Below are 25,562 nucleotides of genomic sequence, written 5' to 3'. Positions count from 1 at the left end.
CGCTCATGACCGAGGCGATCACGCTGCACATCGATGGCATGACCTGCGGGTCGTGCGCCGAGCACGTCAAGCAGACCTTGGAAAAGGTGCCCGGCGTGCGTTCGGCCTCAGTGTCCTACCCACAGCGCCGGGCCGAGATTGAGGCCAGCGTAGGTACCGCCGCGGACGTGACCTCGCTGGTCGCGGCGGTATCCGCACTCGGTTACCGAGCGCAGCTTGCCGATGCGCCGGGGCAACCCAGCGACCTGCTGAACAATGCACAAGAGCGGCTGGGCGGCGAACCAAAGCGCGAGGACGATGAGGCTGCACTGCACGTGGCCGTGATCGGCAGCGGCGGCGCGGCGATGGCGGCGGCGTTGAAGGCCGTCGAGCAAGGGGCGCGTGTGACGCTGATCGAGCGCAGCACTCTCGGCGGCACCTGCGTCAACGTCGGATGTGTGCCGTCCAAGATCATGATCCGCGCTGCCCACATTGCGCATCTGCGTCGCGAGAGTCCGTTCGATGACGGCATTGCCGCCGCCTCGCCGAAGATTCTGCGCAAGCGCTTGCTGGCTCAGCAGCAGGGGCGCGTCGATGAACTGCGCCACGCCAAGTACGAAGGCATCCTGACGAGCACCCCGACCATCACCGTGCTGCGCGGCGATGCCCGATTCAAGGATGCGCACACGCTGACCGTGGCAACCGCTGACGACGGGGTGCGCGAGGTGAGTTTCGACCGCTGCCTCATCGCCACCGGGGCCAGTCCGGCGATTCCACCGATCCCGGGCTTGAAAGACACGCCCTTCTGGACGTCGACCGAAGCGCTGGCCAGCGACACGATCCCCGATCGGCTGGCCGTGATCGGCTCGTCGGTGGTGGCCGTCGAACTCGCGCAGGCCTTTGCCCGGCTGGGCAGCAAGGTGACCATGCTGGCGCGCAGCACACTGTTCTTTCGCGAAGACCCCGCCATTGGCGAGGCCATCACGGCCGTGTTCCGCGCCGAAGGCATCGAAGTGCTGGACCACACCCAGGCCAGCCAGGTCGCCTATGAGGATGGGGAATTCGTGCTCACCACCGAACGCGGCGAACTGCATGCCGACCGGCTGTTGTTCGCCACCGGCCGCACCCCAAACACCCGCACGCTCAACCTCGACGCGGCCGGTGTGGTGGTCAATGCGCAAGGCGCCATCACCATCGACCACGCGATGCGCACTACCGTGCCGCACATCTATGCCGCCGGCGACTGCACTGACCAGCCGCAGTTCGTCTACGTCGCGGCGGCGGCCGGCACCCGCGCTGCAATCAACATGACGGGTGGCAACGCGACGCTGGATCTGACGGCGATGCCGGCGGTGGTGTTCACCGACCCGCAGGTCGCCACCGTGGGCTACAGCGAAGCCGAAGCGCACCACGACGGTATCGAGACCGACAGCCGCACGCTGACGCTCGACAACGTGCCCCGGGCGCTGGTCAACTTCGACACGCGCGGTTTCATCAAGCTGGTTTCGGAGGCCGGTTCGGGACGACTGATCGGCGTGCAAGCGGTAGCCCCGGAAGCAGGCGAGCTGATCCAAACCGCAGTACTGGCGATTCGCAACCGCATGACGGTGCGAGAGTTGGCCGACCAGTTATTCCCCTACCTGACGATGGTCGAGGGGCTGAAACTCGCGGCACAAACCTTCACCAAGGACGTAAAGCAACTGTCCTGTTGCGCGGGGTAGTGGCTGGGCCTCTTACCTATGCTTCATCGGCTGAATCACAAATTCAGGCTGAAGCGCCGCCTCTTGCACAATGGGTTGAGGACTATTCGAAATACCCCTCTTCGAGTAGCCGCGCCAGCGTCGGGAGATAGGGGCCGTACTCGACCACGCGCGTGATCTTCTTCTTGCGCGTTGCCGCCGTGGTCATCCGCTGGAACACGAAGTCCGTGGTCATTGGGTCGTCGTCATCGACCAACACGGTTTCGATAACCGAGCCATCCTTGCGCGCCTTCTTGTCGTAGAGCATGCGCGCCCGAAGCACCTCGAAGCTGTAACCCCTGCCCATGCGGTTCATGTCTTTGGCCACTCGGTTGACTGACTCAGTATAGGCATTGGTAATCGGCTGCTCGAAGTAGGCGAAGATTTCGTCGTGCCAGTTGTGCACGGCGGTGGTCAGGTCCTTGAACGTGGCCGCCAATTCGGTCGGAATATTGGCCTGCCACTTCGCGCAGGCGGCTTCTGCTGCTGGGCGGGTCTTCTGATCCCAGATCGACAGAAATCCTTCCTTGAGCGCGTGGGCTTCGCTTAGGAGCGGGAACTGTTGGAACCATTCCCGCATCCGGTCCATATCTCTCCCTGTCAGGTCGTGCTGCCGCTTGAGCAGCAGGAACCGCTCGTCCTTGAGTTTGAGGCGCTGCCGGGTGGACAAATCCTTGCGAATGCGCTTGCGCAGCTTCTCCAGCGCGTCGTTCGCCATGCGCTGGATATGGAATCGATCGACCACGATCCGGGCCTGTGGCAGCGTGGCGCGCACCACCTGCCGATAAACGTGGTACATGTCCATCGCCACCCACTCGACCGAGTCCTTGTCCCGCAGGTCGCGGAAATAGGGCATCAACTCGGCTTTGGCCCGGCTGGGGCGGATATCGAACACGGTCTTGCGCTCGACGTTGGTGATCATGGCCCGGTACTGGCCGATGATCTTGAGCTCGTCGATACCCAGCACCCGCGGCGTCCGGAACTGGGTCTTGGCCTCGACCTCCTCGATGAAATCGTCGAAGACGTGGCGGACCGTCTTTTCGTCCACGGCTACTTCCCGGGCAAGGGCCGCAAAGGTCTTGGAGAAGGACTGGTCGCGGATATAACGCACCAGACGCGCCGTGGCTTGGCGTTTTCCATCAAGGTCCGCCACAGGCTCAAACAAGGTCTTGGTGCAGCTTGTACAGCGATAGCGACGGCGCTGGATGAAGATCACGACGGGTTTGCCGTGCGTCGGTGTGTCCTGAAACGACTGTTCCTGTGAGCCGTGACCATGCAGGCGTCCGGTCTTGCACAGCGGGCAGGTCACCCACTGATTGACGCCTTCGGCCTTGACGACGTAACTGTCCTCGCTGGTCAGGATTTCAAGCGTCTTCAGGCTTCGCAGCTGGAGAAAGTCCGTCACTCAGCACCTTGGGCGAACCCACACTGAAATCCGACTTTTACTCTAGCACATCCGCTCAGCCGTCCAACACCAAAATCCATTCTTTGAAAGTGATAGCTACAAAGACCCAAGGAGCCAGAACCCACACCAGATTCCGGATACCCCTTTTTTTAGGATGTCGCGCTCCTCAGTCAGGCGTTTCACCTCGGCCTTCAGGCGCCGCACCTCGGCTGAGTCCTTCGGCGTCGGCAACATCGACCCCTCAGGCGTGCCCGCCAAGGCCTCGCTCCTGGACTTGCGGAGCCATTGGTAAAGGCTGTGGGACGAGACCCCCAACCGCTTGGCAACCTCGGCTACCGCAAAGCCTCTTTCGGTAACCTGCTTGACCGCCTCGGCCTTGAACTCATCCGTGTACTGTTTGCTTGCCATTAGACACCTCTCTCGCTTCCATTGATTATGGCTCTGAGATGTCTACGAAATCCTGGCCGGTCCACTCTATCACCAATGGTTGGTTTCTAAGATGAACTTTTTAAACTCGTTGACCCTCTTACAGCAGATGAGCATTGTCGCCGGCGTTGCTGTCTTTTTAGTAGTATCCATAACTGTCGCTGCCGTATGGGTCGCTCACCGTCAGAACAACAAAGGCTGACTTTGGGATTGCGCGACCACCTCGACGGCCCCGCAGAAGTTCCGGTGCCCTACTCCGTTCTTGGCATGCCAAACGTGCGACGTCCCCCCGAGATTGAGTAGCGAAGCGGTTTGGAGTCCAATCCTCAATGACAAGGAGATTGGACGTGAAGAAGCGCTTTTCCGAAGAGCAGATCATCGGCTTCCTACGCGAAGCTGAGTCCGGCATGCCCATCAAGGACCTCTGCCGCCAGCATGGCTTCAGCGAGGCCTCGTACTACCTGTGGCGCAGCAAGTTCGGCGGCATGAGCGTGCCCGACGCCAAGCGGCACAAGGACCTGGAGGCGGAGAACACACGCCTGAAGAAGCTGCTGGCAGAACAGGTCTTCGAGAACGACGTCATCAAGGATGCGTTGCGAAAAAAGTGGTGACCGCGCCGGCGCGCAGGCTGCTGGTGCGGAGCATGGTCGAGAAGGGGTTGAGCGAGCGGCGAGCGCTGACGGTGGTGCGGATGAGCGCTAGCGCGCTGCGCTATGAGCCTCGGCCCGACAACAACGTTGAGCTGCGCGAGCAGATTGCTGCGCTGGCGCATCGGCACAGACGCTACGGGGTGGGCATGATCCATCTGAAGCTGCGGCAGAAAGGACTTGTCGTGAACTACAAGCGAGTGGAGCGGCTCTATCAGGAAGCGGGCCTGCAGGTGCGACGCAGAAAGCGTAAGAAGGTGCCGGTTAGCGAGCGCCAGCCCCTCCTGCGGCCGTCCGCTGCCAATGAGGTGTGGTCGATGGACTTCGTGTTCGAGCGTACCGCAGAAGGCCGGGTGGTCAAGTGCCTGACGATCGTCGACGACGCCACCCACGAGGCTGTGGCCATCGAAGTGGAGCGGGCAATATCCGGGCAAGGCGTGTCCAGGGTACTGGACAGGCTGGCCATGCAGCGCGGCTTGCCACGAGTGATCAGGACAGACAACGGCAAGGAGTTTTGCGGTAAGGCGATGGTGGCTTGGGCTCACGAAAAGGAAGTTGCCCTGCGTCTGATCGAACCGGGCAAGCCGAACCAAAATGCGTACATCGAGTCCTTCAACGGACGGCTGCGCGACGAATGCCTCAACGAGCACTGGTTCCCGACGTTGCTTCATGCCCGCACCAGTATCGAAAGCTGGCGGCGCGACTACAACGAAGAAAGACCAAAAAGAGCGCTTGGCGGTCTAACACCCGCCCAATACGCCGCGCAGTTGGCGGCGAAGAACGATAACATCAGCACCGGACTCTAAACCCGCCCACTACTCAAGCCGGGGGGACGTCGCGTGCGCAATTACATGGGCCGCAAGTGGCTCATGATCGATGCTAGGACTCCCAAGGAGTCACTACCAACTCCGCGAAGCGTGGCAGAGGCAAAGTTGCGCTGTAGCGGTAGCCCGAGGTAGTAGAGCCCCTTGATTGTGGTGGAAACCCCTTGGCTGTGTAGTGCCCGCCTGTCCGGATCCAAGGCTTCCCGTGGCAGGAATGACATGTTCGGCCGGAAGCCCGTCGCGAAGATCACAGCGTCGACCGCTTGTATTTCCGCATTCGGCCACACCACCCCATCGTTGGTAAACGCAGTGAACATCTCTCGACGGGAAATGGCACCCGTACTCAGGGCGTGTCGATAACGTCCATCATCCAGAACGGGCGTGCTCTGATCGCTCAGCCAACGGGAATTGCCCAGGCCGGTCCACTTGAGCCAGTCATGAAAATCGAAGCCGAGGAACCGTTGTGGCATGAACTTCACTGGCTCGCGGGTTGCCAGCACCACGGTGGCAGTGGAGTGCAGTTCGTGCGCGATCTGTAACGCTGAGTTGGCCGCACCGACGACGACGACGCGTTTGCCTTCGAAGCCGGTGGGTGTTCGGTAGGCCGAACTGTGCAGAATCGTCCCTTGGTATAGCTGCCTTCCAGGGATCCCCGGCAGGTGAGGTGTGTTGAAGCCACCGGTTGCCACCACTACTGCCTGGGCGGTAATGACCGCTCCATCGGCAAGTTTGACGCGATGTTGGCTTGCTTCGGAGATGACCTCCACAACCTCGCTGTTGGCGCGCACTGGCAGGTCGAAGGCGGACGCATACTGGCGCAGATACGCGGTGACCTCGTCCCGCTTGGGATAGCGCTTGGCTCCGCCGGGGAACTCGAGGCCAGGCAGCGAGGAATATCCTGCCGGGGAGAACAGGGTCAGGCTGTCGTAGTACGACGGCCAACTGCCACCAGCGGCCGGTTGTCGTTCGAGAATCAGGTGCGACACGCCTGCGTTCTTGAGCCGGTATGACATCGCCAAGCCTGCCTGCCCTGCCCCGATCACGACGACGTCGACATTCAACTTATTCATGCGTGTATGCGCCTATATGCATATATGTGAGTTGCGTTGATGAATCAAGAATTGCCTGCGGTATTACTTCAAATCACCGGGGCAGCAGTAAGGTGCCAGCGCCCTGACCTGCAGCAGGATCTGCTCCAAGCGTGCGACCATCGCGAGGCCATCGACCTGGTAGTACACCTGCCGGCTCACCCGCTCTGCGCGTAGGATCCCAGCATCGTGGAGTCCCTGCAGATGACGTGAGACCACGGATCGCTCCTGTGGAAGGCCGGCGGCAATCTCCGCGATATCTGCCCGTTCCACCTGAAGCACACGCTTGAGCACGGCCAAGCGCGACGGCTCAGCCAGCGCCCGAAAAATGGGGTCTGCCAGCACGCTTACTGCTTGCTCAATGGCGTTTGCCTTGGGGGTGCCCTTGCTCATGCATAAAGCATATATGCACACGCATGCATATTCAAGGGCTCACGCCCTGCGTCTTTGCAGGCAACCAACAGCTTCCAACCAAGGAAACAGTGGCAAGCAGCGCCAATAGGCAGATCAGCCAAACAGGCTCGGTTCGCTCGAGCGCAATGGCTGCAAGCGGCGGTGCTGCCGCCTGTGCCAGTAGCATGGGACGGGCAAGTTGGCCCATGGTCTTGCCGTAGTCCGCCGATCCGATCAACGCCAACGGGAGGGTGCCGCGGGCCACCGTGAGTATCCCGTTGCCGGCACCGTAGATGACGAATGCAATGATCGCTGCCCACGAGTATCCAGTGAGTAGCAGCAGTAGCGCTGCCAATGTCGCTGCAATTCCCACGCGTGCGGACCAGGTCGGATGCACGCCTCGCCCGAAGTACATCTCCAGCAAACGAGCGATGACCTGCGCGGGGCCGATCACCATGCCAGCGAGCAGCGCAACCGATGGCGCCAGCCCGATGGCACCGAGCAGCGCAATCAGATGCACCGATAAGGTCGCCATGATCGCTGCCTGGCAGGTCAGCAACAGGCCAATGAGCACAAGCCAGTGTGCAGGCGGTGCTGCAGCTGAAACGGGTGCTGCAGTGCTGGTGTGGACGGCAGCGACCGCTGAGGGATGCGGACTTGCGCTAATACGGGGCTGATGCTTCGGAATAGCGAGCAAATGGATGGGCAATGCGACCAGCAGGTTGAATGCGGCAGCCACCCACAACGCGCCGCGCCATCCCATGGCCTCGTCAAGGTAGGTCAGCGCTGGCCAGCCGAGCGTGCTTGCAAAGCCGGCCACCAAGGTCAGGCCGGCAATGGATTGCTTCGCGTTTGCCCCGAGCAGCTGTCCCAGTGTCGTGAACGCAGCGTCATACAGGCCCGCAGACATGGCAACGCCCAGTACCACCCAGCCAAGGTAATAGGTAGTTGGGGAGTGTGACGTGGCCAGCGCCGCGAGGCCCATGGCAAACACTACGGAGCTGACCGCCAGTACGGTCCGCCCTCCCCGCCTGTCGATGGTCCGACCGGCCAGAGGAGCGAGTAGTCCGGCTGTGACCAGCCCAGCGGAGAGGCCTCCGACCAACAGCCCCAGCGACCAGCCAGTGCTTCTGGACATGGGAAGCGCCAGAATGGCCAACAGGTAATAGCTGCTGGCCCACGCAATGATCTGGCCCACTCCCAGCGCAACGATCAGCCGGGGCAGCTTTTGCGGCTGCTTGGACGCGCTTTGCATGCTCTCGAACTCTCCCTGCCGCTTAGCAACTCAGCGGACGCGCTTGCCGTCCTGATCGATCACCACTTCGCCATCTTCCTTGGTAAAGGGCTCGTGCACTGCTGGCAGGATGTCCAGAACCACCTCAGAAGGCCGGCACAGGCGCGTGCCCATGGTGGTCTGGACGAAGGGGCGATTGATGAGAATAGGATTGGCCAGCATGGCATCCAGCAGTGCGTCCTCGCTCAACGCGGGATCGTGCAGCCCCAGTTCCAGATAGGGTGTGCCTTTCTGGCGGATTGCACCGCGAACATCCAATCCGGCGGCGGCAATCAGCTCGACAAGCCGCGTTCGGCTGGGTGGGTTGACCAGGTACTCAATGACTTCAGGCTCAATGCCGGCGTGGCGAATTAAAGCCAAGGTGTTCCGCGAGGTGCCGCACTTGGGGTTGTGATAGATGACAGCGTTCATGCGTTCTCCTTTTCATTCAATGCGGTCTCGACGACACCGGCCGCGGCAGTCAGCGCGGCCGCTTCGACAGCCCCCTTTCGTTCGCTGTAGCGATCAACCAGGTAGTCACTGCGTCCACGCACCAGGAGGGTGAACTTGACCAGCTCTTCCATCACATCCACGACGCGATCGTAGTAGGCGGAAGGCTTCATGCGCCCCTCGTCATCGAACTCCTGCCAGGCCTTGGCCACCGAGGACTGGTTCGGAATCGTGACCATCCGCATCCAGCGGCCGAGAACGCGCAACGCGTTGACCACGTTGAAGGACTGGGAGCCACCGCAGACCTGCATCACTGCCAGCGTGCGACCTTGGGTCGGGCGTACGCTGCCCTCTTCCAGCGGTAGCCAGTCAATCTGGTTCTTGAACACGGCAGTCAGCGTCCCGTGCCGCTCCGGGCTGACCCACACGTGCCCCTCGGACCACAACGAGGCTTGGCGCAGCTCCTGCACCTTGGGGTGGGAGGCGGGCACCGAATCGAGCATCGGCAGCTCATGCGGATCAAACACTCGGGTCTCTGCGCCCAGATGTTCCAGCAACCGCTGCGCCTCCAAAGCCAGCTTGCGGCTGAACGACTGCGGGCGCAGGGAACCGTACAAGATCAGGATGCGGGGCCGGTGCGGCGCGGCATTGGGCTCGCTCAGCTTTTCGGCCACCGGAGGGTTCAAGGCGCCCGGGACGACATTGGGAAGGTGTTGCATGGGGGGTTGTCCTGCCTATTCGATTCGACTATTCTAGAATCATGGAACATAAAAACGCAACTCACGCCCTGGCCGCCCTGGGTCACGCCACCCGGCTTTCCATCTTCCGCCTGCTGGTCCAAGCCGGAAGTGGCGGCAAGCTGGCCGGCGATATCGCCCAGTCCCTCTCCCTTCCCGGTGCCACCCTCTCCTTCCATCTGAAGGAGTTGCTGGCCGCTGGCCTGATCACCGCCGAGCAGCGCGGTCGCACCATCTGCTACCGCGCCGAGTTCGAGGCGATGAGCTCGCTGGTTGCCTACCTGACCGAAAACTGCTGCGCCGACGAACAGGCCTGCGAACGTCCTGCTGGCTGCTGACCTCCCCCCCTCCTAGAGATCGCTCAAATGACCCGTCGTGTTCTGTTCTTGTGTACTGGCAACTCCGCCCGCAGCGTGCTTGCCGAATCGACCCTTAAAAAATGGGGCGAAGGCCGCTATCTCTCCTTCAGTGCGGGCAGCCAGCCGGCCGGTCGCGTCAATCCCTTTGCCATTGCCCAGCTGGAGCGCGAAGGCTTCCCCGTCGAGGGCATGCGCAGCAAGTCCTGGGACGAATTTGCCGAAGCCGATGCCGCTGCCATGGATCTGATCGTCACCGTGTGTGACAGCGCGGCCGCCGAGGCGTGCCCGGTGGTGTTTGGTGACTTCGTTCGCGTGCATTGGGGCCTGTTCGACCCGGCCGGCGTGGAAGGTTCGGATGCGCAGAAGGCAGAAGCCTTTGACCGTGCCCATCAGACCATCAAGCGACGCCTGCAGGCCTTCCTGGAGATTCCTGACAGCGCCTGGGACGACCGCGCAGCGCTGAAGGCTCGCCTCGACCCGATCGCGCAGATCGACTAACCGCTTTTCCGAGACCTGCCATGACTACTGATTCCCCCCGCCTGTCCTTCCTGGACCGGTACCTTACGCTCTGGATTTTCTTGGCGATGGCCCTTGGCGTCGGCTTGGGCGCGATGTTCGAAGGCGTCCCCAGCGCGCTTCACAGCCTGTCGATTGGATCGACCAACATCCCGATCGCCATTGGCCTGATCCTAATGATGTATCCGCCGCTGGCCAAGGTGAAGTACGAAGAGCTGCCCAAGGTGTTTGCCGACAAGCGCGTGCTGATGCTCTCGCTGGTGCAGAACTGGATCATCGGTCCGTTCCTGATGTTCGGCCTGGCGGTGCTGTTCCTGCGCGACTACCCTGAGTACATGACTGGCCTGATCCTGATTGGCCTGGCACGCTGTATCGCTATGGTGCTGGTCTGGAATCAGCTCGCCCGCGGTGATGGGCAGTATGTGGCCGGGCTGGTGGCCTTCAACTCGATCTTCCAGATCGCGTTGTTCAGTGTGTACGCGTGGTTCTTCCTGTCGTGGCTGCCGCCGGTGTTCGGCCTGCAGGGCAGCGTGATCGACGTCAGCTTCTGGACCATTGCCGAGGCGGTGCTGATTTATCTGGGCATCCCCTTCCTCGCAGGGTTCCTCACCAGCCGCTGGCTCAAGGCGCGCAAAGGCGTGCGTTGGTATGAAGAGAAGTTCCTGCCAGCGATCAGTCCGATCACGCTGGCGGCGTTGCTGTTCACGATCGTTGCCATGTTCAGCCTGAAGGGGGGCGATGTGCTGCGCATCCCGATGGATGCAGTGCGCATCGCGATCCCGCTGACGCTCTATTTCATCATTCAGTTCGTGCTGAGCTTCTTCATGGGCAAGTTCATTGCGAAGGACTACCCGCGCACGACCGCGATCGCCTTCACTGCTGCTGGCAACAACTTCGAGCTGGCCATCGCCGTCGCCATCGCCGCCTTTGGTCTGGCTTCGCCGGTCGCCTTCGCTGCGGTCATCGGACCGCTGGTGGAGGTGCCGGTGCTGATCCTGTTGGTCCATGTCGCCCTGCGGCTGGGCAAGCGCTACTTTCCTGCCGACGCACGGAGTCATTGAGTTATGAGCACGACCCGACACATCCCGCTGTTGATCCTCGGTTCCGGCCCGGCCGGCTGGACGGCAGCGGTCTACGCCGCCCGCGCCAACCTGAACCCGGTGGTGATCACCGGTCTTCAGCAGGGCGGCCAGCTCATGACCACCACCGAAGTGGACAACTGGCCGGGCGACGCCCACGGCCTGATGGGCCCGGACCTGATGGCGCGCATGCAGGCCCACGCTGAGCGCTTCGAGACCGAAGTGATCTTCGACCACATCCACACCGCGGATGTGACCCAGCGCCCGTTCAAGCTGATCGGCGACAGCGCCGAGTACACCTGCGACGCGCTGATCATTGCCACCGGCGCCACCGCCAAGTACCTGGGCATTCCGACCGAAGAGGAATTCAAGGGCCGCGGCGTCTCCGCCTGCGCCACCTGCGACGGCTTCTTCTACCGTGACCAGGACGTGGTCGTGGTGGGCGGCGGCAACACCGCCGTGGAAGAGGCCCTGTACCTGTCCAACATCGCCCGCAAGGTCTACCTGGTCCACCGCCGCGACACCCTGAAGGCGGAAAAGATCATGCAGGATAAGCTGTTCGCCAAGGTCGCCCACGGCAAGATCGAAACCGTGTGGCACCACCAGGTGGACGAAGTGCTGGGCAATGAAGCCGGCGTCACCGGCGTGCGGGTCAAGTCCACCCTGGACGGCAGCACCCGCGACATCGAGGCACACGGCTTCTTCGTGGCCATCGGCCACCACCCCAACACCAGCCTGTTCGACGGCCAGCTGACCATGAACAACGGCTACCTGGACATCCGCTCGGGCCTGGGCGGCAACGCCACCCAGACCTCGGTGGAAGGTGTGTTCGCCGCCGGCGACGTGGCCGACCAGCACTACCGCCAGGCCATCACCTCGGCCGGCTTCGGCTGCATGGCTGCACTGGATGCGGAGCGCTACCTGGATGCACTCAAGATCTCCGATCAACAGCAGAGAAAGAATGCCGCCTGAGTGAGGCGGCGCGAGGGAGCACAGATGGACAGCGTCGATGTGGTGGTAATCGGAGGTGGCCAATCGGGTCTTTCTGCCGGCTATTTCCTGCGCCGCAGCGGGCTGTCCTATGTAATTCTCGATGCGGAAGCGTCGCCCGGCGGCGCATGGCAGCATGCCTGGCACTCGCTGCATCTGTTTTCCCCGGCGGGCTGGAGCTCCATTCCCGGATGGCCCATGCCCGCCAGCCAAGGCCCCTACCCTGCGCGTGCCGAAGTGCTCGCTTATCTGGCGCAGTACGAACAAAAATATGCGCTGCCCGTTCTTCGCCCTATCCGCGTGCAACGAGTCAGCCACTTTGGCGAGCGTCTGCGGGTGGTGGCCAGGGACGGTCGGCAATGGTTGGCGCGGGCGGTGATCAGCGCCACCGGAACATGGGGGGAAGCCTACACGCCTGAGTACCAAGGGTTGGAGTCATTTGCGGGGATCCAGCTGCACTCCGCTCACTACAGCACCCCTGCGCCGTTCGCCGGAATGCGGGTGGCCATCATCGGTGGTGGCAATTCCGGTGCGCAGATTCTGGCCGAAGTATCGACGGTGGCGGAAACCACCTGGATCACACAGCACGAACCGGCGTTCCTGGCCGATGACGTCGACGGCCGCGTGCTGTTCGAACGCGCGACTGAGCGATGGAAGGCGCAGCAGGAAGGCCGGGAGCCTGACCTGCCACCAGGCGGTTTCGGCGACATCGTCATGGTGCCGCCGGTGCTCGACGCGCGGGCGCGCGGGGTGCTCGCCGCAGTCCCACCGCCGGCCCGCTTCTCCCCCACCGGCATGCAATGGGCCGACGGCACCGAGCGGGCGTTCGATGCAGTGATCTGGTGCACCGGCTTCCGCCCGGCGTTGTCGCACCTGAAGGGCCTGGACCTTGTAACCCCGCAGGGCCAGGTGGAGGTCGACGGCAGCGGCCTGCGCGCGTTGGCGGTGCCCTCGGTTTGGTTATTGGGATACGGGGATTGGAACGGCATGGCCTCTGCCACGCTGATTGGGGTCACGCGTTACGCCCGCGAGGCGGTGAGGCAGGTCACTGCCTATTGCGCAGACCACCAGGACAGGTAGCTGACCCCTGTTGCCAACCGTGCCAGCTTGCTCCCCTCAACGTCCCGCTCCCGCGGGATTTTTTGTGAGCGACGTTGATCGATAACTGAATAGGTGTGTGGCATCACGGTGTCACATAGAGGGCCCACCATTTCGTCATGTCGATATATCTCGACATGTCGACATCTTGTGCAATCGGAGCACCGTGATGGCCCAGCCCCAACGCGTCTTGGATTTTGATTACTTCGAACGGCGCTCACTCAGCGCATCGATGTCGATCGACCATGCGCTGGATGCACTGTCGGCACTGAGCAACGGCGCACGTCTTGTGATCTTCCGCACGCTGGTGAACCACGAGCCGGAAGGACTGACCGCCGGTGTCCTGACCGACATGATGGGAATGCGGCACAACACCTTGTCCAACCATCTGGCCGTGCTGAGCCGAGGCGGATTGATCTGCGGCACCCGCGAAGGCCGCTTCGTGCGCTATCGCGCCTGCCTGGACGGCATGCATGGTTTGCTGGCCTTCCTGCTGGACGATTGCTGCGGCGGTCGTTCCGAGCTCTGTCTGCAGCCTCATCCCACCGATCCCGCCTGCGATTGCGTGGCGGAGGTCCCTGCCCCACCGCGGCCGCTCAAATAGTCGTGTACCGCCCGGCTGGGGAGTCGGGGGGTACCTAACCATCGCACCCATGCTCATCTGAACCTCGGAGACTTACATGTACCTGCGCCTCACTTTGCTTGCCGCCGCAACGCTCAGCATCCTCGCCTGCTCGCCGTCTGGAACACCTGCTACCACTGGCCAGGACAGTGCCGGGGCACCTGCAAAAGCCGGCGAGATCACCGGCATGGTGAGCACGGACGGCTCGTCGACCGTGTTTCCCGTCACCGAAGCGATGGCTGAAGAGTTCCAGAAAGAAAATGCCGGCATCAAAGTAACGGTCGGCATGTCAGGAACCGGTGGCGGCTTCAAGAAGTTCTGCCGCGGCGAAACCGACATCTCCAATGCGTCGCGCCCGATCAAGGGTGAGGAGAAGGAAGCCTGCAAGGCCGCTGGCGTAGAGTACATCGAGCTTCCAGTCGCGATGGACGCTCTGACAGTTGTGGTCAACCCACAGAACACCTGGGCCAATGACCTCACCGTCGACGAACTGAAGGCCATGTGGGTCCCTGAAGCACAGGGCAAGATCACCAACTGGAACCAGATTCGTCCGAGCTTCCCGGACAAGCCGCTGGTCCTCTACGGTGCGGGCACCGATTCGGGCACCTACGACTATTTCACCGCTGCAATCGTTGGCAAGGAGCACTCCAGTCGCGGCGACTACACGGCCTCGGAGGACGACAACGTGCTGGTGCAGGGAGTCTCGGGTGATGCCAATGCACTGGGGTTCTTCGGTTTGGCCTATTACGAAGAGAACGCCGACAAGCTCAAGGCAGTAGGCATCAAGACCAACGCCGCCGCCCAGGCGGTCGCGCCCAGCGTCGAAACCGCGCGCTCCGGCCAGTATCAGCCTCTGTCGCGCCCGATCTTCATCTACGTAAGCAAGAAGGCCGCCGAAACCAAGCCCGAGGTCGCGCGCTTTGTCGAGTTCTATCTGGACTCCAAGCACTCCGAAGGATTGGTGCAGGAGGTGGGCTATGTACCGCTGCCGGAGAACGCATTGGCCGCAATGCGCGAGCGCTTTGCAAAGCGGGAGATTGGCACCGGCTTCACTGGCTCGAAGATTGGCGTTTCCATCGACGAGCTGCTGAAAGAGAAGCTGGTTTACTGACAATCATGGTCGGCGCGCACAGCGATGTGCGCGCTGGCTGAGGCCGTCTGATGAAAAGTAGTGGTTCCTTCCTCGATGTGGGTCCTGTCCCGCTTCAGCCAAGCGACGCATTTCTGCGCCGCCGCCATGCCATCGACACAGGCATTCGCCTGGTACTGTTCGTCGCAGCGGCGCTATCAGTTCTGGTCACCTTCGGCATCCTCTACGTCCTTCTCAGTGAGAGCTTGAAGTTCCTCACTCAGGTGTCCATCGTGGACTTCCTGACCGATACGCATTGGACGCCCGTCTTCGAAGAGAAGCACTTCGGGATCATGACACTACTGTCGGGTACGCTGATGACCACGGCCATTGCCCTGGTTGTTGCCGTGCCTGCCGGCACGATTCTCGCGTTGTATCTCAGCGAGTTCGCCAAGCCCAGGCTCCGTGAAGCGGTAAAGCCGTTCCTTGAGCTCATTGCAGGCGTACCAACGGTCGCTTTCGGGTACTTCGCTCTGCTGTTCTTGACGCCCATCTTTCAATCCTTCATCCCGGGTCTGGCGCGCTTCAACCTGCTCGTGTCTGGGGTGGTCATCGGCATCATGATCTTGCCCTACATCGTATCCATGAGCGAAGATGCCATGCGCGCCGTGCCTGATTCGCTGCGTGAGGGGGCATACGCACTGGGATTCACCCGCCTGCAGACCGGACTGAAGGTGGTGACGCCAGCTGCGCTCTCGGGCGTCACCGCCGCTTACTTGCTCGGAATGTCGCGGGCGGTCGGCGAGACTATGGTAGTGGCTATCGCTGCCGGCCAGCAGGCCAGGATCGCGACCAATCCGCTCGAGGGTGCAGCAACTATCACCTCATACATCGTGCAGTTGAGCATGGGCGATCTTCCACATGAGTCGATTGCCTATCAGACCATCTTCGCCGCCGGATTGACGCTTTTCGCACTTACGTTCAGTTTCAACCTCTTCGCCTTCTGGCTCCGCAAGCGCTACCGGGAGGCCTACTGATGCGCGACCACATCGAGCCCATGGGCCTTGACGATGCTGCAATTACACGGCGCGCAAGAGTTTCAGACTTGTGCTTCACCGTGCTCGGGCTGCTGGTACTGTTCCTGACCCTGACCATTCTGATGGCGCTTGTAGCCGACTTCGTAGTCGACGGCGCGGCCAGACTCACTCCAGACTTTTTCACCAACTTCCCCTCTCGCCGACCTGAGTCTGCCGGTATTCTCTCGGCGTGGATCGGTACTTGCCTTGTCATGCTGGTGACCGGGGTCCTTGCCGTGCCGGTGGGGGTCGCCGCAGGCGTCTATCTTGAGGAATACGCCCCGAAGCACTGGGTCACCGACTTTATTGAGGTCAATGTCACCAACCTTGCTGGCGTTCCTTCGATCATCTTCGGACTGCTGGCACTGGGGCTCTTCGTCCAGATGTTCGGGCTCGGCCAAACGATCCTGGTCGCGGGCATGACGCTTGCTCTGCTGATCCTGCCCATCATCATTGTCGCGACCCGCGAGTCACTGCGTGCCATTCCTCAAGACATCCGCGAGGCTGCTTTCGGGCTGGGGGCAGATCAGTGGCAGACCGTCAGCATCTTTCTGCTTCCGGCCGCGCGTCCGGGAATCCTGACTGGCGCCATCGTGGGCATGTCGCGGGCCATTGGCGAAACCGCGCCGATCATCACCATCGGCGCACTGACCTTCATTGCCTTCCTGCCGCCGTCACCAATCCAGGCATCTGCTCCCTTCATCAGTTTTGAATGGCTCAGCTCCCCCTTCACCGTGATGCCCATCCAGATGTTCAACTGGGTGTCGCGACCGCAGGCTGGCTTTCACGTGAATGCAGCCGCCGCCGGGCTGGTGCTGCTGGGCATGACCCTGCTGATGAACGGCTTTGCAATCTGGCTGCGTTACCGCCTTCGCCGCCGCTTGCGGTGATCCACGGAGACAACATGAATCACTCGACCATCTCAATTCCGGTTCCCGTGGCCGAACGCACCTCAACCCCCGCCCACGATGCGACGGTGCGTGCTGAGGTCCGTGGGCTTGACTTCCATTATGACAAGTTCCACGCGCTGAAGGACATCAACCTGTCGATCGGCAGCAACCAGGTCACTGCGCTGATCGGCCCCTCGGGCTGCGGCAAAAGTACGCTACTGCGCTGCTTCAACCGGATGCATGACCTGTATCCGAATAACCGGTACTCCGGCGCGATTACCCTCATGCCGGAGAACCTGAATATCGTAGGGCCGGATGTGGACCCGATGCGCGTGAGGCTGCGCATTGGCATGGTTTTTCAGAAGCCAAATCCGTTCCCGAAATCGATCTTTGACAACGTGGCCTCAGGGATCATGATTCGCGGTGTGCGCAACAAATCAGTTGTCACTGAGCATGTCGAACGCGCATTGCGCGGAGCGGCCCTCTGGGATGAGGTGAAGGACAGGCTTGGTAAGTCAGCATTCGAGTTGTCCGGCGGTCAGCAGCAGCGTCTGTGCATAGCCAGGGCGCTGGCGCCCAACCCCGAGATAATTCTCTTTGATGAACCCACATCTGCACTCGATCCCATTGCAACTGCGCGGATTGAAGAGCTGATCGACGAGTTGCGTGCGCAGTACACCATCGTCATTGTTACCCACAACATGCAGCAGGCTGCGCGGATCTCGGACAGGACGGCATTCATGCACATGGGACAGCTCATTGAGAGTGGCCCTACGGCGGAGTTTTTTACCAATCCGAAAGAGCAGAAGACCCACGAGTACATCACCGGCCGTTTCGGCTGAGGAGCAAAGGTCATGACCGACCATATTGTCCAGTCTTTCGATGTCGAGCTGCGGGGGCTTACTTCACACATCCTTGAGCTCGGCATCCTTGCCGAACAGCAGCTTACGGATGCCGTCTGGTCGCTACGGCGTGGCAACGAGCAAATGGCCAAGGAAGTGGCAGAGCGTGAGGAGCGACTGAACCGGCTTGCGGCGCAGATTGATAGCGACGCTGTGAGCATGATCGCGCGTAGACAGCCGCTAGCGATCGACCTTCGCCATGTGATGGCGGCAATCCGAATTAGTTCAAACCTGGAGCGCGTGGGCGATCTTGCTTACAACATTGCCAAACGCTCGATGGCAATGAGCGAGGCTCCGATACCAGCAGAGCTTGCGGAGCCTATGCAGCGTATGGCCGAGCTCACGCTATTGCAGCTGAAATCAGCGCGGGAGTCCTTTGCCACGATGGACATTCATTCGGCTTATCGCGTTTGGGAGGAAGATGCAGTAATTGACGCGATGCACACGATCTTGTTCAAGGATATCGTCCAATGCATGGCCGACGACCGCGCCTCCGCATTTGACTTAGCTCACCTGCTGTTCGTCGTCAAAAATATCGAGCGGGTTGGTGACCACGCAACCAACATAGCCGAGGACGTCGTATACATGGTCAGCGGAGCGTTACCCATCGGCAAACGCCCCAAGATGGATGAAAGCACCCTGCCCAGGGCGGGAAGTGACAACCTCGGCAACAGCTAACAAACCCACTATCCCTGCATATTGGGCCGCTGCGCCCAACGGCGACGAGGTCGGAGAGCCGTTTTGTGACGACGGGACTACCTCCTTCCCCAGATTTCACGTTGCACCATGCAACGGGTTATTTATCGCATGGTGTTGTGGCACCATGGAGTGATGGCGGTGACATATTACTTTCTTGATACCGAGTGGTCCGATGTATTGGGCGCTGAGTTGGTCAGCCTCGCGCTGGTCCGGGAGGATGGGGAGCAGGACTTTTACGCCGAACGTGCCGATCTTTCCGAAACGCCGACCGACTTTGTTCGCCAGGCCGTATACCCGCTGCTGACCCGCGGAAATGCGGCCATGTCGGATGCGGCTTTGACCACGGCGCTTCGTGCCTTTCTGGGGTCGGTTGCGACGCCAGCGGTGATGGCGGACTACCCAAACGACTTGCACCTCTTGCAGTACGCCTTGGATGGCTTTGAACTGCCTGACGAGCAGGCTGCAGCCTGCGGCCCAATTCCCACCCCCATCCTGACGCGCATGCTGAAGGACGGCCTCACGGGAATGCTGGTAGAAGATTGGTTCGCCGCACATCCGGAGCAAAACGCCAAGCGCCATCACGCGCTGGCGGATGCGCAGGCGTTGCGGATGGCGTGGCTGGTCGCTACCGATCGCCTGCCGCCGCCAGCATGGGCCAAGTCGTACCGGCGACTCAGGGTATAGAAGCTCTGCTGGCTTTGATGCATTGAGCGAATTGGGTATGCTTGCGCCATGAGTCACATCTGCCAGCTCGGCCACCGAATACCGGCGTGATCGCATTGATCGATCACGCCCCTGTTGCTCATGTTGGTCAGAGCGCCGGCCTTATACCCCGGTGAGAGCACGCGCCAGATAAGCGCGTACACGTCGGTTCGATTCCGACCGGGGGCACCACCGTCAATGACGGAAGAATGCTTCTACTTGCGCGCCATGGCAGCGCTTGTACTTGCTGCCGCTGCCACACAGGCACGGCGTATGTTCACGCAGTCCCGCACCGAGTGACTGGCCCAAGAAATCCCTGGCCTGTAGAAGGGGCTGGATTTCATTGGCGGGAACGCTCACCTCTCCATATTGGGATGCTCGCTCGCCGCGGTTCATCACCCGGACTATCGCTTCAGACATCTGGATGAAGTGCTTGATGAGCATGTCATCGCGTAACGGCATGCGGACGTTGTCGATGGCCAAGCCCTCGTAGCGTCTGCGCGGATCGGGCACAAAGAGAATGCGTGTCTCACCTTCAGGCTTTGGCGTGATGTCGACCATTTCACCCTCGGGGCTGACCCACACGGCATGGAATTCTGCCTCCACCAGCACGTGCGGCCATTCCCACAGCTGCCAACCGCACCGCATCTGGCCGCCGTCCCGCGTGATCTTCGCTTGCACGTTGGGAAAGCACTCATGCACGATCGCATCGGCTTCCGGCTGCACAGGCAGATAGACGGGCTCTGCGCCGCGCACGACGGAATCGGTCAGGCGCCGCACTGCACGGGTGATTTCCGGGGGTGTGGTCGTTACCACGGTCATAGCAAAGCTCCTTGCGATCGTTGCGCCTAGTGTTCTCAACCTAGGTTATGGCTCCGGCGTCTCTTCCGATGAGATCCGCTTCGAGCCTTTACCGCCGGTACTGGCCGGCTGTAGCTGGGCCAAAAGCGGCTCCAAGGTGCTCAGACGCACCGTGGCGCGCAGGGTCCCCGCCTCGGCGTGCTCGCGTCGTTCGCGCTCCTGGGTCAATTCGGTCCGAGCTTGGGTGAGCTCCTGTCGTACTGCTTCCAAACTCTGGGTATCTTGGCTCCAGCGCACCTGCAGCGCCTGGTGTTCGGCCGCTGTGAGGCGCAGCGTATCGAGCTCGCCTTGTTGTGTCTGGATGGTCTGGCGCAACTGCGCTAACTCCCTTTCCAGCCGAGTGTGGCGTTCCAGCCATTGGCCGTTTTCCCTGTTGAGCTGCACCAGGTCGTGGTTTTTGGTGGTCAACACTTCGTTGGCTTGGCGCAGGGCGACCTGCAGTTCCTGCACCTGGTGCTCATGCCGGCGTTGCTCCTGCTCGCGCTGGTCTTTGACCGAGGTGCGGTAGTGCTCAAGGGCTTCCCTGGCATGCTCGTGCTTCTGTTCCAGGGAGCGCGCATGGCTTTCGTGCTCGGTCAGTCGCGCTGTGAGGCCCGCGATGCGCTCCTCTAGCTGGGCCAGTTCAGTGGTACGGCTGGCCAAGTCGCGCCTAGCCGCTTCGCCGGCCTCGCGCTCTGTCTGCAGCGCCGCCTCGGTGCGCTGAAGCTGCGCACTGAGGCTTCCGGCCTCTTGCCGGGCCTGTTCCAAGGCTTGGGTGCCCGCTTGCAGCTCGGCCTGGAAGCGCTCTTGCGCTTGGGCGATCAGCGCCTCGGCCTCGCCGTGCAGTCGCTCGGCCAGCCGCGCGACCAGGTCCTGCAGGGCATCGCTGACAGCGATCTTGGCGCGTAGGCCTTGCCCTTCCTCCTCTTCCAGCTCCTTCAGGTAGCGATGGATGGTGGTTTTGGACCCAGTGTTGCCCAGCGCCACGCGGACGGCGTCCACCGAGGGGTTCTTACCTTCGGCCCGGAGGATGTCGCGGGCGCGCTGCACATTGTTCGTCGACAGACAATTCTGCCCTGATCAGGCAGAGATTCTGCCCCTTCAGGCAGACAATACTGGCTCGCCGTGAATCCATGCAGAGATTTCTGGCTGTAGATTGGCCCGTTGCACACATCTACCGTTACAGGACCAGTTGAGCTCGCAGTTTAAGGAGCCTCTTACTTCATCGAAGGCCTGTCCGTCCTCATCGAAGCGCTTTCCGCCGGTGCCTGCCGATGGCCCGATCTGTCTGAGTAGACATGATCCGCCACAGGCCAGTTATCGGAGAGAAGAACCCGGCCGGGGTTTCCCTCGCGCCCTGGACGAATCCGCGGAGCATGGCAGTCATCAGATTCATGGTCGTCACCTCGCCCAATGGTGGATCAGATGTATCGGTACTGCACCGTAACACGCGCTGCCGACGGCTAGCTGCGCTTGTGGGCAGCCCTCGGCCTGACTGGTCAGATGGGTTGAGACGTTTCCCCCACAGGTTACCTGAGTGGCGAGCCGTGGCATTCTTGCGGCAAGCAGCTTCTGCAGCAGGCGTCCTATGCACTGGGATCCACCATCGGAAACGACCGCGTCTGCTCAAGCCAGGGTGGATGTCGCGACAGATTGGCTCGATGCGGACACTTTCGAAGCGTTGCTGAGCCCGGATGCCCTCCAAGGCCGGACCCTGAAGCAATGCCTTCAATCTGACAGCGTTTTGGGCGTGTGGATCGCAGAACGGAAGCTCTATCTCTTTCCACAGTGGCAGCTCGACCCTGCTGGGACACCTTGGGCTGGCCTCTCTGCAGTGTTGGCGCTACTGCGTGGGCCATATGGCGTTTCAAGCGGCGAACCTACGTCTGGGTGGGAGGAAGTCGAGTGGCTGGTCGCTCCGCATGCTCTATTGTCCGGCGCGAAGCCATCAGAGGTACTTGCTCTGGATCCGGATCTGGTCCTGGCCGTGGCCAAGCAAGAGTTCTCCTCTTCTAGCGATGATGGCCGCTGGTGAACCCTGATCCTTGCGCTGAACCTTGACCAGGCAATTCGGGACGTTTCCCCCACGCTTTTAGCTCGCCTTTCAGCCGGCCACTAGGCGTGGCCCGGCCGCGCTGGTGATGATGCCCATGCCGTTCGCGCTACGTGTGTCCTGGGCTGCGCCAGGTATTGATGAGGTTGACGACTCGGTGTACTATCGGGACGTACTCAAAAAACACAATAAAATCAATGCGTTACCTCGCATAACGCATCTTATGTTTGTCAGGGCGATGTAAATGTCTATATGGCTTCGGTTTTTGCCGGATGCTGCCGATCTTTCGTCGAGGTGCGGCTTTCCCTGATAGACACTCAGGATTTCCTCTGACAGATTCGCTTGGCCAATCCAAGCGCAGCTAGGGGAACTTGCATGGCAGCTCGATATGTTCTGAGTCGTTCGGGAACGCAGTACCGCTTTGTCCTTAAGGCCGGCAACAACGAGATCATCCTCACCAGTGAATTGTATGCCTCCAAGCAAGGGGCACTGACTGGAATTGCTTCAGTCAAGGCGAACTCTCCTGAAGATTCGCGCTATGAGCGCAAGAACGCGGCAAACGGCCAGCCTATGTTCAACCTCAAGGCCGCTAATGGCGAGCGCATTGGTACCAGTGAGACCTACTCTTCCACCCAGGCCCGCGAGGCAGGAATTCAGGCTGTTAAAAACAACGGGCCAACTGCGCCAGTTGACGACCAGGCTTGAATTCCAAATGGGGAGCATGCCGCTCCCCTCCGCGGGCGTGCCCTATTCGTGAGGCTTGGGACGTTTTCCCCACAGATCGCCCACAATCTTCCGACTTGCTAGACTCGTGTTCTGTGTGGTCTCCATAGTGCGAGGCGGCTGAATGCACTTCGACACCTTTACGCCCGCTCAACGGATCCTCCGAGATGCGGCTGACGCGCGCCAAACACTTGCTGAGCAATGGCTCACTGCAGCACAGGTCAGTCAGGGGCTTGGCTCTCATGCTCCGAACGGTGGCCGCTTGGTCAGCCAGTTGCGCCGCGCTGGCAAGTTGCTGGGGGTCTACGTCACCAATCCGTCGCCCAGTTACCGCTACCCGACATGGCAGTTCCTCCCGAGCGGCCAGCCTGTGGACCACTTGGCCGAGATTCTGGCTGTGCTGCGTGAGTTCGGTCCTTTTGAGCAAGAAGGTCGGCAGGGATTCGTGAGAAAAACAGCCGAATCGTCTCTAACACCATGATTCAACGAGGAAACACCCCTCGACGTCAGGCAGTTCGTGGATTACAGACCTAGGCTTGATTGAACCAGAAGCCGCGTGACACAGGCATTCCTGGAGTACTGCTCAGGCACGCGTGCCCTTCTTGAATATTGGATTCAAGAGTTTCCACGCTCCTGACCCAACGGAAACCTTCAAGAAGGCTCTGACCGTCGCCTGATCCATTGCAGTAGTTCCTCGTGCGGGATCGTACGTCCAGCGTCGACGTCGGCCATACCCTCGCGGGTCCGCCGTTCCTTCTCTTCCTCGGTCAATCCCGGAAGGAGTGCTAGTAGCTTATCTTCAGGGCTCATAGGCCGATGAGCTGTGCTCAAGTTGGCTTGATTCTCGTGAAAAAATATGGGCAGGATCTGGGGATCATCCAAGCCCGCCGGCAAAGGCAGCGATACGTCGTGGACCGCCAAGTCGATGATGACGTCCAAATCTGAGCATAAGGGCTGTATGGCGGTGGTCACCAGACGAGCCGCCCGCTCGGCGAAAGCCAGGTCCACCACCAGCCAGATCAACAGACCGGGAGGCTGTTCGACGCCCCCTGACGAGTGAGTTTCCAGGAGATAGGCCGACGAGACGAAGTCGGCGTGCTCAAGGCTGCCGCTGATGGCCGGAGCGAGCCAAGCCGGCGCGGCCTGGGCAGGTCTCACCGCGAACTCCGCCGGCGCCAGACGTTCCACCCTGGCCAGAAAGCCCGTATCCAACAATGTCGCAACCTCTTCCGGGTACAGGACAACGCCGCCGTAGTTGGGATTGAGCATCAACGTCGCGCCGCGAGTACCGGTTAGCAGCTCACGGCCTGAAACTCCCAGAATTCTGACAGCAGACGAGCTGGCCGCCTGCGCCTTGTCGAGCGAGGTAAAGAAAGGGATCGCATCGAAACCGTCAGGATGGCGGAACTGGACCAGCCGCAGTGTCTGCGCGTCGTCCGAGATGGGCGCATGCACGTACACGATCGCATCCATCAGTCGCTTGAAGAATGCGCGTTCCTCGGCTGCACTGTCGCGGGCCCGTTCAAAGGAAGCCTCCAGCGCTGTCTCCGCAGACGTAGTCCCTCTTCCACGCGGCCTGCTCGGTTGCTTCATGGTCAGATGCGATGAGGGCCAAGCGGGTACCCGGAGAACCAATCCGCCTCGATCTCGCTGCTCAGGTAGGGTCGTACGAAGGCCGACTGGGTCAGCGCTCGCAGCCACTCTTCGTGCTCAGCAATCGCCTCGATGTCGCTGACGGTTGGATAGTGCCGCAGCAGTCGATATGCCTCTTGCCGCACCTCTTTAGGCACGGCTTGGCTGGCCGCTAGCTGCCTGAGGAACGCGCCCGCCTGCAGCACATTGCGGGTGCGCTCAGATGGCATCGTCATGACATCAAGAATGACTAGCACTAAGGAATGCTTAGCTTATCGCGTTTGTGGCCGGCCAGGGCACGGTGCAACTACAGACCTTGCGATTCCTGTATTAATGTAATATAATCAACAACTTAATTCGCATAAGTGAGCGTTATGTCCATGGAGTGAGGGCCAATAGGAACGAGCAGGTAGCCTGAGCCTTCCCATGATGGGAAGGTCAACAACGCGGGACGGATCACCACTCAACTTGCCTGTCGTTTGACCTTCCCACCGTGGGAAGGCTCATCGTCACGCCGTCGGCAAACCGCCGATGCTTTTGGAGGGTTGTCCATGAATCTCGTTGTTGAAGGTATGACCTGTGGTCACTGTGTCCGAACGGTCACCCAAGCCATTCAGGCCCTTGACCCCCACGCCCAGGTGGACGTCGATCTGGGCAGTGGCGTGGTCAAGATCGAGGGCCTGCTTGCCGTAGAACAGGCGGTTGAGGCTATCCAGCGGCAAGGCTATGTGATCGCTGCGGTGCTCCCTTCTGAGGCTGGTACGCCGGCCGCCCCGGCCGCCGCATCCTCCTGCTGCGGCGGATGCCACCGCTGAGTCCGCGCGAGGGCTTGATCCTGATCAATGACAGTCGGCCCCAAGAGGGCTAGACTGGCCATCATGAGAGCTCGCACGTCCCCTGCCCTGATCTGCCCAGCGTCCGCAGGCGCTGCTTCGGGCGTGCGGGAGCTGTCATGGTGAGGCTGCTGAGGCGATGGCGGCGACCCCGTTCTCGTGCCCGACTGGCATGGCTGGGACTGTGGGCGCTGCTGCTGCAGCAACTCGCGCTGGTGGCTTACGCCTGTCCGCTGGAATCGGTGGAAGCTGGACAAGCGACCCTGATGGTCGGTTGCGAAGAGATGTCCACGCCGGATCCCGATGCTCCGGCGTTGTGCGACCAGCATTGCCAGCGCGATCACATCGCCACGGCCGATGCGAAGGCCCCTCAAGTGCCTTACCAGCCCGCGCTGGCCGCCTTCGCGCTGGTGCAGGCTCTGTTGCCACCGGTACACGCGCAGTTCTATCGGGATGTTCCGGTGTGCGTGTCCGATCCGCCTCCCCTGCAGCGCTTCTGTAGCCTGCTGATTTAAGCC

The 25,562-nt window shown here is 61.2% G+C and carries 28 protein-coding genes, 1 tRNA gene and 1 pseudogene; 19 read left to right on the top strand and 11 right to left on the bottom strand.

Annotated elements, in window-relative coordinates:
• Window positions 1–5: 5 nt before the first annotated feature.
• Window positions 6–1,700 carry a mercury(II) reductase gene (merA, locus tag NMB40_RS08440; protein ID WP_494360685.1) on the top strand — a complete coding sequence of 565 codons (1,695 nt, stop codon included), beginning with the start codon at window positions 6–8 and terminating at the stop codon, window positions 1,698–1,700.
• Between the two features lie 82 nt (window positions 1,701–1,782).
• On the opposite strand, the gene NMB40_RS08435 is transcribed toward merA, so the two are convergent.
• Both NMB40_RS08435 and NMB40_RS08430 read right to left on the bottom strand, forming a co-directional pair.
• On the bottom strand, window positions 1,783–3,123 hold the full coding sequence (locus NMB40_RS08435) for an ISL3-like element ISStma11 family transposase (protein ID WP_019183731.1): 1,341 nt from the start codon (window positions 3,121–3,123) through the stop codon (window positions 1,783–1,785).
• 144 nt (window positions 3,124–3,267) lie between these two features.
• Window positions 3,268–3,531: pseudogene (locus NMB40_RS08430) on the bottom strand (transposase); the annotation flags it as partial.
• Between the two features lie 347 nt (window positions 3,532–3,878).
• Here NMB40_RS08430 and NMB40_RS08425 point away from each other — a divergent pair.
• Window positions 3,879–5,002 (top strand): IS3-like element ISStma13 family transposase gene (locus tag NMB40_RS08425; RefSeq protein ID WP_087944433.1). Its coding sequence is split into 2 segments (ribosomal slippage): window positions 3,879–4,155 and window positions 4,155–5,002, totalling 1,125 coding nucleotides; the frame shifts between segments, so codons are not numbered across the junction.
• Window positions 5,003–5,043: 41 nt separating this feature from the next.
• Here NMB40_RS08425 and NMB40_RS08420 read toward each other — a convergent pair.
• From NMB40_RS08420 to arsH, 5 genes are all read right to left on the bottom strand, one after another.
• The gene (locus tag NMB40_RS08420; protein WP_494360684.1) at window positions 5,044–6,090 is read right to left on the bottom strand and encodes a flavin-containing monooxygenase; all 1,047 of its coding nucleotides are present in this window, start codon (window positions 6,088–6,090) and stop codon (window positions 5,044–5,046) included.
• 63 nt (window positions 6,091–6,153) lie between these two features.
• Window positions 6,154–6,501, bottom strand: coding sequence for an ArsR/SmtB family transcription factor (locus NMB40_RS08415; RefSeq protein ID WP_012480197.1), 348 nt, complete (start codon window positions 6,499–6,501; stop codon window positions 6,154–6,156).
• 31 nt (window positions 6,502–6,532) lie between these two features.
• The gene (locus NMB40_RS08410) at window positions 6,533–7,756 is read right to left on the bottom strand and encodes an MFS transporter (protein ID WP_019186248.1); all 1,224 of its coding nucleotides are present in this window, start codon (window positions 7,754–7,756) and stop codon (window positions 6,533–6,535) included.
• Between the two features lie 30 nt (window positions 7,757–7,786).
• Window positions 7,787–8,206, bottom strand: coding sequence for an arsenate reductase (glutaredoxin) (arsC, locus tag NMB40_RS08405; protein ID WP_019186247.1), 420 nt, complete (start codon window positions 8,204–8,206; stop codon window positions 7,787–7,789).
• A complete protein-coding gene (arsH, locus tag NMB40_RS08400; protein ID WP_012480200.1) occupies window positions 8,203–8,943 on the bottom strand; it encodes an arsenical resistance protein ArsH in 741 nt (246 codons plus the stop codon). The genes arsC and arsH overlap by 4 nt, the downstream gene beginning before the upstream one ends.
• A 41-nt stretch (window positions 8,944–8,984) precedes the next feature.
• On the opposite strand from arsH, the gene NMB40_RS08395 reads away from it, so the two are divergent.
• From NMB40_RS08395 to NMB40_RS08335, 13 genes are all read left to right on the top strand, one after another.
• A complete protein-coding gene (locus NMB40_RS08395) occupies window positions 8,985–9,299 on the top strand; it encodes an ArsR/SmtB family transcription factor (RefSeq protein ID WP_012480201.1) in 315 nt (104 codons plus the stop codon).
• A 27-nt stretch (window positions 9,300–9,326) separates the two neighbouring features.
• Window positions 9,327–9,818: an arsenate reductase ArsC gene (locus NMB40_RS08390; protein ID WP_032960056.1), complete on the top strand. Its 492-nt coding sequence runs from the start codon at window positions 9,327–9,329 to the stop codon at window positions 9,816–9,818.
• Window positions 9,819–9,838: 20 nt separating this feature from the next.
• Window positions 9,839–10,897 (top strand): ACR3 family arsenite efflux transporter, encoded by a 1,059-nt coding sequence (gene arsB, locus NMB40_RS08385; protein WP_012480203.1) that lies wholly within the window; start codon window positions 9,839–9,841, stop codon window positions 10,895–10,897.
• Between the two features lie 3 nt (window positions 10,898–10,900).
• Window positions 10,901–11,887 (top strand): thioredoxin-disulfide reductase, encoded by a 987-nt coding sequence (gene trxB / locus NMB40_RS08380; RefSeq protein ID WP_012480204.1) that lies wholly within the window; start codon window positions 10,901–10,903, stop codon window positions 11,885–11,887.
• A gap of 24 nt (window positions 11,888–11,911) precedes the next feature.
• Entirely contained in the window at window positions 11,912–12,985 is a 1,074-nt protein-coding gene (locus NMB40_RS08375; RefSeq protein WP_026070021.1) for an ArsO family NAD(P)H-dependent flavin-containing monooxygenase, read from the top strand.
• A 187-nt stretch (window positions 12,986–13,172) separates the two neighbouring features.
• A complete protein-coding gene (locus tag NMB40_RS08370) occupies window positions 13,173–13,607 on the top strand; it encodes an ArsR/SmtB family transcription factor (protein WP_019184704.1) in 435 nt (144 codons plus the stop codon).
• Window positions 13,608–13,683: 76 nt separating this feature from the next.
• Window positions 13,684–14,736: a PstS family phosphate ABC transporter substrate-binding protein gene (locus NMB40_RS08365; protein ID WP_037553611.1), complete on the top strand. Its 1,053-nt coding sequence runs from the start codon at window positions 13,684–13,686 to the stop codon at window positions 14,734–14,736.
• Window positions 14,737–14,786: 50 nt separating this feature from the next.
• Window positions 14,787–15,731 (top strand): phosphate ABC transporter permease subunit PstC, encoded by a 945-nt coding sequence (gene pstC, locus NMB40_RS08360; protein WP_494360683.1) that lies wholly within the window; start codon window positions 14,787–14,789, stop codon window positions 15,729–15,731.
• Entirely contained in the window at window positions 15,731–16,660 is a 930-nt protein-coding gene (gene pstA / locus NMB40_RS08355) for a phosphate ABC transporter permease PstA (protein WP_082332067.1), read from the top strand. Before pstC ends, pstA begins: the two co-directional genes overlap by 1 nt.
• A 14-nt stretch (window positions 16,661–16,674) precedes the next feature.
• On the top strand, window positions 16,675–17,502 hold the full coding sequence (gene pstB / locus NMB40_RS08350; protein ID WP_074038423.1) for a phosphate ABC transporter ATP-binding protein PstB: 828 nt from the start codon (window positions 16,675–16,677) through the stop codon (window positions 17,500–17,502).
• Window positions 17,503–17,514: 12 nt separating this feature from the next.
• Window positions 17,515–18,240 (top strand): phosphate signaling complex protein PhoU, encoded by a 726-nt coding sequence (gene phoU / locus NMB40_RS08345; protein WP_019184709.1) that lies wholly within the window; start codon window positions 17,515–17,517, stop codon window positions 18,238–18,240.
• 108 nt (window positions 18,241–18,348) lie between these two features.
• A complete protein-coding gene (locus NMB40_RS08340) occupies window positions 18,349–18,945 on the top strand; it encodes a 3'-5' exoribonuclease (protein WP_228892862.1) in 597 nt (198 codons plus the stop codon).
• 107 nt (window positions 18,946–19,052) lie between these two features.
• Window positions 19,053–19,155, top strand: a tRNA-Ile gene (locus NMB40_RS08335).
• A gap of 3 nt (window positions 19,156–19,158) precedes the next feature.
• On the opposite strand, the gene NMB40_RS08330 is transcribed toward NMB40_RS08335, so the two are convergent.
• Window positions 19,159–19,785, bottom strand: a complete 627-nt coding sequence (locus NMB40_RS08330) for an SEC-C domain-containing protein (RefSeq protein WP_019184711.1) — start codon at window positions 19,783–19,785, stop codon at window positions 19,159–19,161.
• A gap of 45 nt (window positions 19,786–19,830) precedes the next feature.
• On the bottom strand, window positions 19,831–20,853 hold the full coding sequence (locus NMB40_RS08325) for a DNA-binding protein (RefSeq protein WP_019184712.1): 1,023 nt from the start codon (window positions 20,851–20,853) through the stop codon (window positions 19,831–19,833).
• 1,378 nt (window positions 20,854–22,231) lie between these two features.
• Here NMB40_RS08325 and NMB40_RS08320 point away from each other — a divergent pair.
• Together NMB40_RS08320 and NMB40_RS08315 are read left to right on the top strand one after the other, a co-directional pair.
• Window positions 22,232–22,561, top strand: coding sequence for a YegP family protein (locus NMB40_RS08320; protein ID WP_074038356.1), 330 nt, complete (start codon window positions 22,232–22,234; stop codon window positions 22,559–22,561).
• A gap of 142 nt (window positions 22,562–22,703) precedes the next feature.
• The gene (locus tag NMB40_RS08315) at window positions 22,704–23,060 is read left to right on the top strand and encodes a hypothetical protein (protein ID WP_129111535.1); all 357 of its coding nucleotides are present in this window, start codon (window positions 22,704–22,706) and stop codon (window positions 23,058–23,060) included.
• A 170-nt stretch (window positions 23,061–23,230) separates the two neighbouring features.
• Here the strand turns inward: NMB40_RS08315 and NMB40_RS08310 are convergent, their stop codons facing one another.
• On the bottom strand, window positions 23,231–24,172 hold the full coding sequence (locus tag NMB40_RS08310) for an SseB family protein (protein WP_049401588.1): 942 nt from the start codon (window positions 24,170–24,172) through the stop codon (window positions 23,231–23,233).
• Between the two features lie 2 nt (window positions 24,173–24,174).
• Window positions 24,175–24,468 carry a BPSL0761 family protein gene (locus tag NMB40_RS08305; RefSeq protein WP_494360682.1) on the bottom strand — a complete coding sequence of 98 codons (294 nt, stop codon included), beginning with the start codon at window positions 24,466–24,468 and terminating at the stop codon, window positions 24,175–24,177.
• 294 nt (window positions 24,469–24,762) lie between these two features.
• Between NMB40_RS08305 and NMB40_RS08300 the strand changes: the two genes are divergently transcribed.
• Window positions 24,763–25,026 (top strand): heavy-metal-associated domain-containing protein, encoded by a 264-nt coding sequence (locus NMB40_RS08300; RefSeq protein WP_049396906.1) that lies wholly within the window; start codon window positions 24,763–24,765, stop codon window positions 25,024–25,026.
• Window positions 25,027–25,163: 137 nt separating this feature from the next.
• Window positions 25,164–25,559, top strand: a complete 396-nt coding sequence (locus tag NMB40_RS08295; protein WP_012480207.1) for a hypothetical protein — start codon at window positions 25,164–25,166, stop codon at window positions 25,557–25,559.
• Window positions 25,560–25,562: the final 3 nt, after the last annotated feature.

The sequence above is a fragment of the Stenotrophomonas sp. FBCC-B152 genome (assembly GCF_059134105.1).
Note: the sequence above shows the minus strand (reverse complement) of the source record. Positions and strands in the feature narration are given on the sequence as shown.

What these genes read in the sequence shown, in the direction of transcription:
- merA (WP_494360685.1), top strand. Translation starts at nt 6, where the DNA reads ATGACCGAGGCGATCACGCTGCACATCGATGGCATGACCTGCGGGTCG.
- NMB40_RS08420 (WP_494360684.1), bottom strand. Translation starts at nt 6,090, where the DNA reads ATGAATAAGTTGAATGTCGACGTCGTCGTGATCGGGGCAGGGCAGGCA.
- NMB40_RS08415 (WP_012480197.1), bottom strand. Translation starts at nt 6,501, where the DNA reads ATGAGCAAGGGCACCCCCAAGGCAAACGCCATTGAGCAAGCAGTAAGC.
- NMB40_RS08410 (WP_019186248.1), bottom strand. Translation starts at nt 7,756, where the DNA reads ATGCAAAGCGCGTCCAAGCAGCCGCAAAAGCTGCCCCGGCTGATCGTT.
- arsC (WP_019186247.1), bottom strand. Translation starts at nt 8,206, where the DNA reads ATGAACGCTGTCATCTATCACAACCCCAAGTGCGGCACCTCGCGGAAC.
- arsH (WP_012480200.1), bottom strand. Translation starts at nt 8,943, where the DNA reads ATGCAACACCTTCCCAATGTCGTCCCGGGCGCCTTGAACCCTCCGGTG.
- NMB40_RS08395 (WP_012480201.1), top strand. Translation starts at nt 8,985, where the DNA reads ATGGAACATAAAAACGCAACTCACGCCCTGGCCGCCCTGGGTCACGCC.
- NMB40_RS08390 (WP_032960056.1), top strand. Translation starts at nt 9,327, where the DNA reads ATGACCCGTCGTGTTCTGTTCTTGTGTACTGGCAACTCCGCCCGCAGC.
- arsB (WP_012480203.1), top strand. Translation starts at nt 9,839, where the DNA reads ATGACTACTGATTCCCCCCGCCTGTCCTTCCTGGACCGGTACCTTACG.
- trxB (WP_012480204.1), top strand. Translation starts at nt 10,901, where the DNA reads ATGAGCACGACCCGACACATCCCGCTGTTGATCCTCGGTTCCGGCCCG.
- NMB40_RS08375 (WP_026070021.1), top strand. Translation starts at nt 11,912, where the DNA reads ATGGACAGCGTCGATGTGGTGGTAATCGGAGGTGGCCAATCGGGTCTT.
- NMB40_RS08370 (WP_019184704.1), top strand. Translation starts at nt 13,173, where the DNA reads ATGGCCCAGCCCCAACGCGTCTTGGATTTTGATTACTTCGAACGGCGC.
- NMB40_RS08365 (WP_037553611.1), top strand. Translation starts at nt 13,684, where the DNA reads ATGTACCTGCGCCTCACTTTGCTTGCCGCCGCAACGCTCAGCATCCTC.
- pstC (WP_494360683.1), top strand. Translation starts at nt 14,787, where the DNA reads ATGAAAAGTAGTGGTTCCTTCCTCGATGTGGGTCCTGTCCCGCTTCAG.
- pstA (WP_082332067.1), top strand. Translation starts at nt 15,731, where the DNA reads ATGCGCGACCACATCGAGCCCATGGGCCTTGACGATGCTGCAATTACA.
- pstB (WP_074038423.1), top strand. Translation starts at nt 16,675, where the DNA reads ATGAATCACTCGACCATCTCAATTCCGGTTCCCGTGGCCGAACGCACC.
- phoU (WP_019184709.1), top strand. Translation starts at nt 17,515, where the DNA reads ATGACCGACCATATTGTCCAGTCTTTCGATGTCGAGCTGCGGGGGCTT.
- NMB40_RS08340 (WP_228892862.1), top strand. Translation starts at nt 18,349, where the DNA reads ATGCAACGGGTTATTTATCGCATGGTGTTGTGGCACCATGGAGTGATG.
- NMB40_RS08330 (WP_019184711.1), bottom strand. Translation starts at nt 19,785, where the DNA reads ATGACCGTGGTAACGACCACACCCCCGGAAATCACCCGTGCAGTGCGG.
- NMB40_RS08320 (WP_074038356.1), top strand. Translation starts at nt 22,232, where the DNA reads ATGGCAGCTCGATATGTTCTGAGTCGTTCGGGAACGCAGTACCGCTTT.
- NMB40_RS08315 (WP_129111535.1), top strand. Translation starts at nt 22,704, where the DNA reads ATGCACTTCGACACCTTTACGCCCGCTCAACGGATCCTCCGAGATGCG.
- NMB40_RS08310 (WP_049401588.1), bottom strand. Translation starts at nt 24,172, where the DNA reads ATGAAGCAACCGAGCAGGCCGCGTGGAAGAGGGACTACGTCTGCGGAG.
- NMB40_RS08300 (WP_049396906.1), top strand. Translation starts at nt 24,763, where the DNA reads ATGAATCTCGTTGTTGAAGGTATGACCTGTGGTCACTGTGTCCGAACG.
- NMB40_RS08295 (WP_012480207.1), top strand. Translation starts at nt 25,164, where the DNA reads ATGGTGAGGCTGCTGAGGCGATGGCGGCGACCCCGTTCTCGTGCCCGA.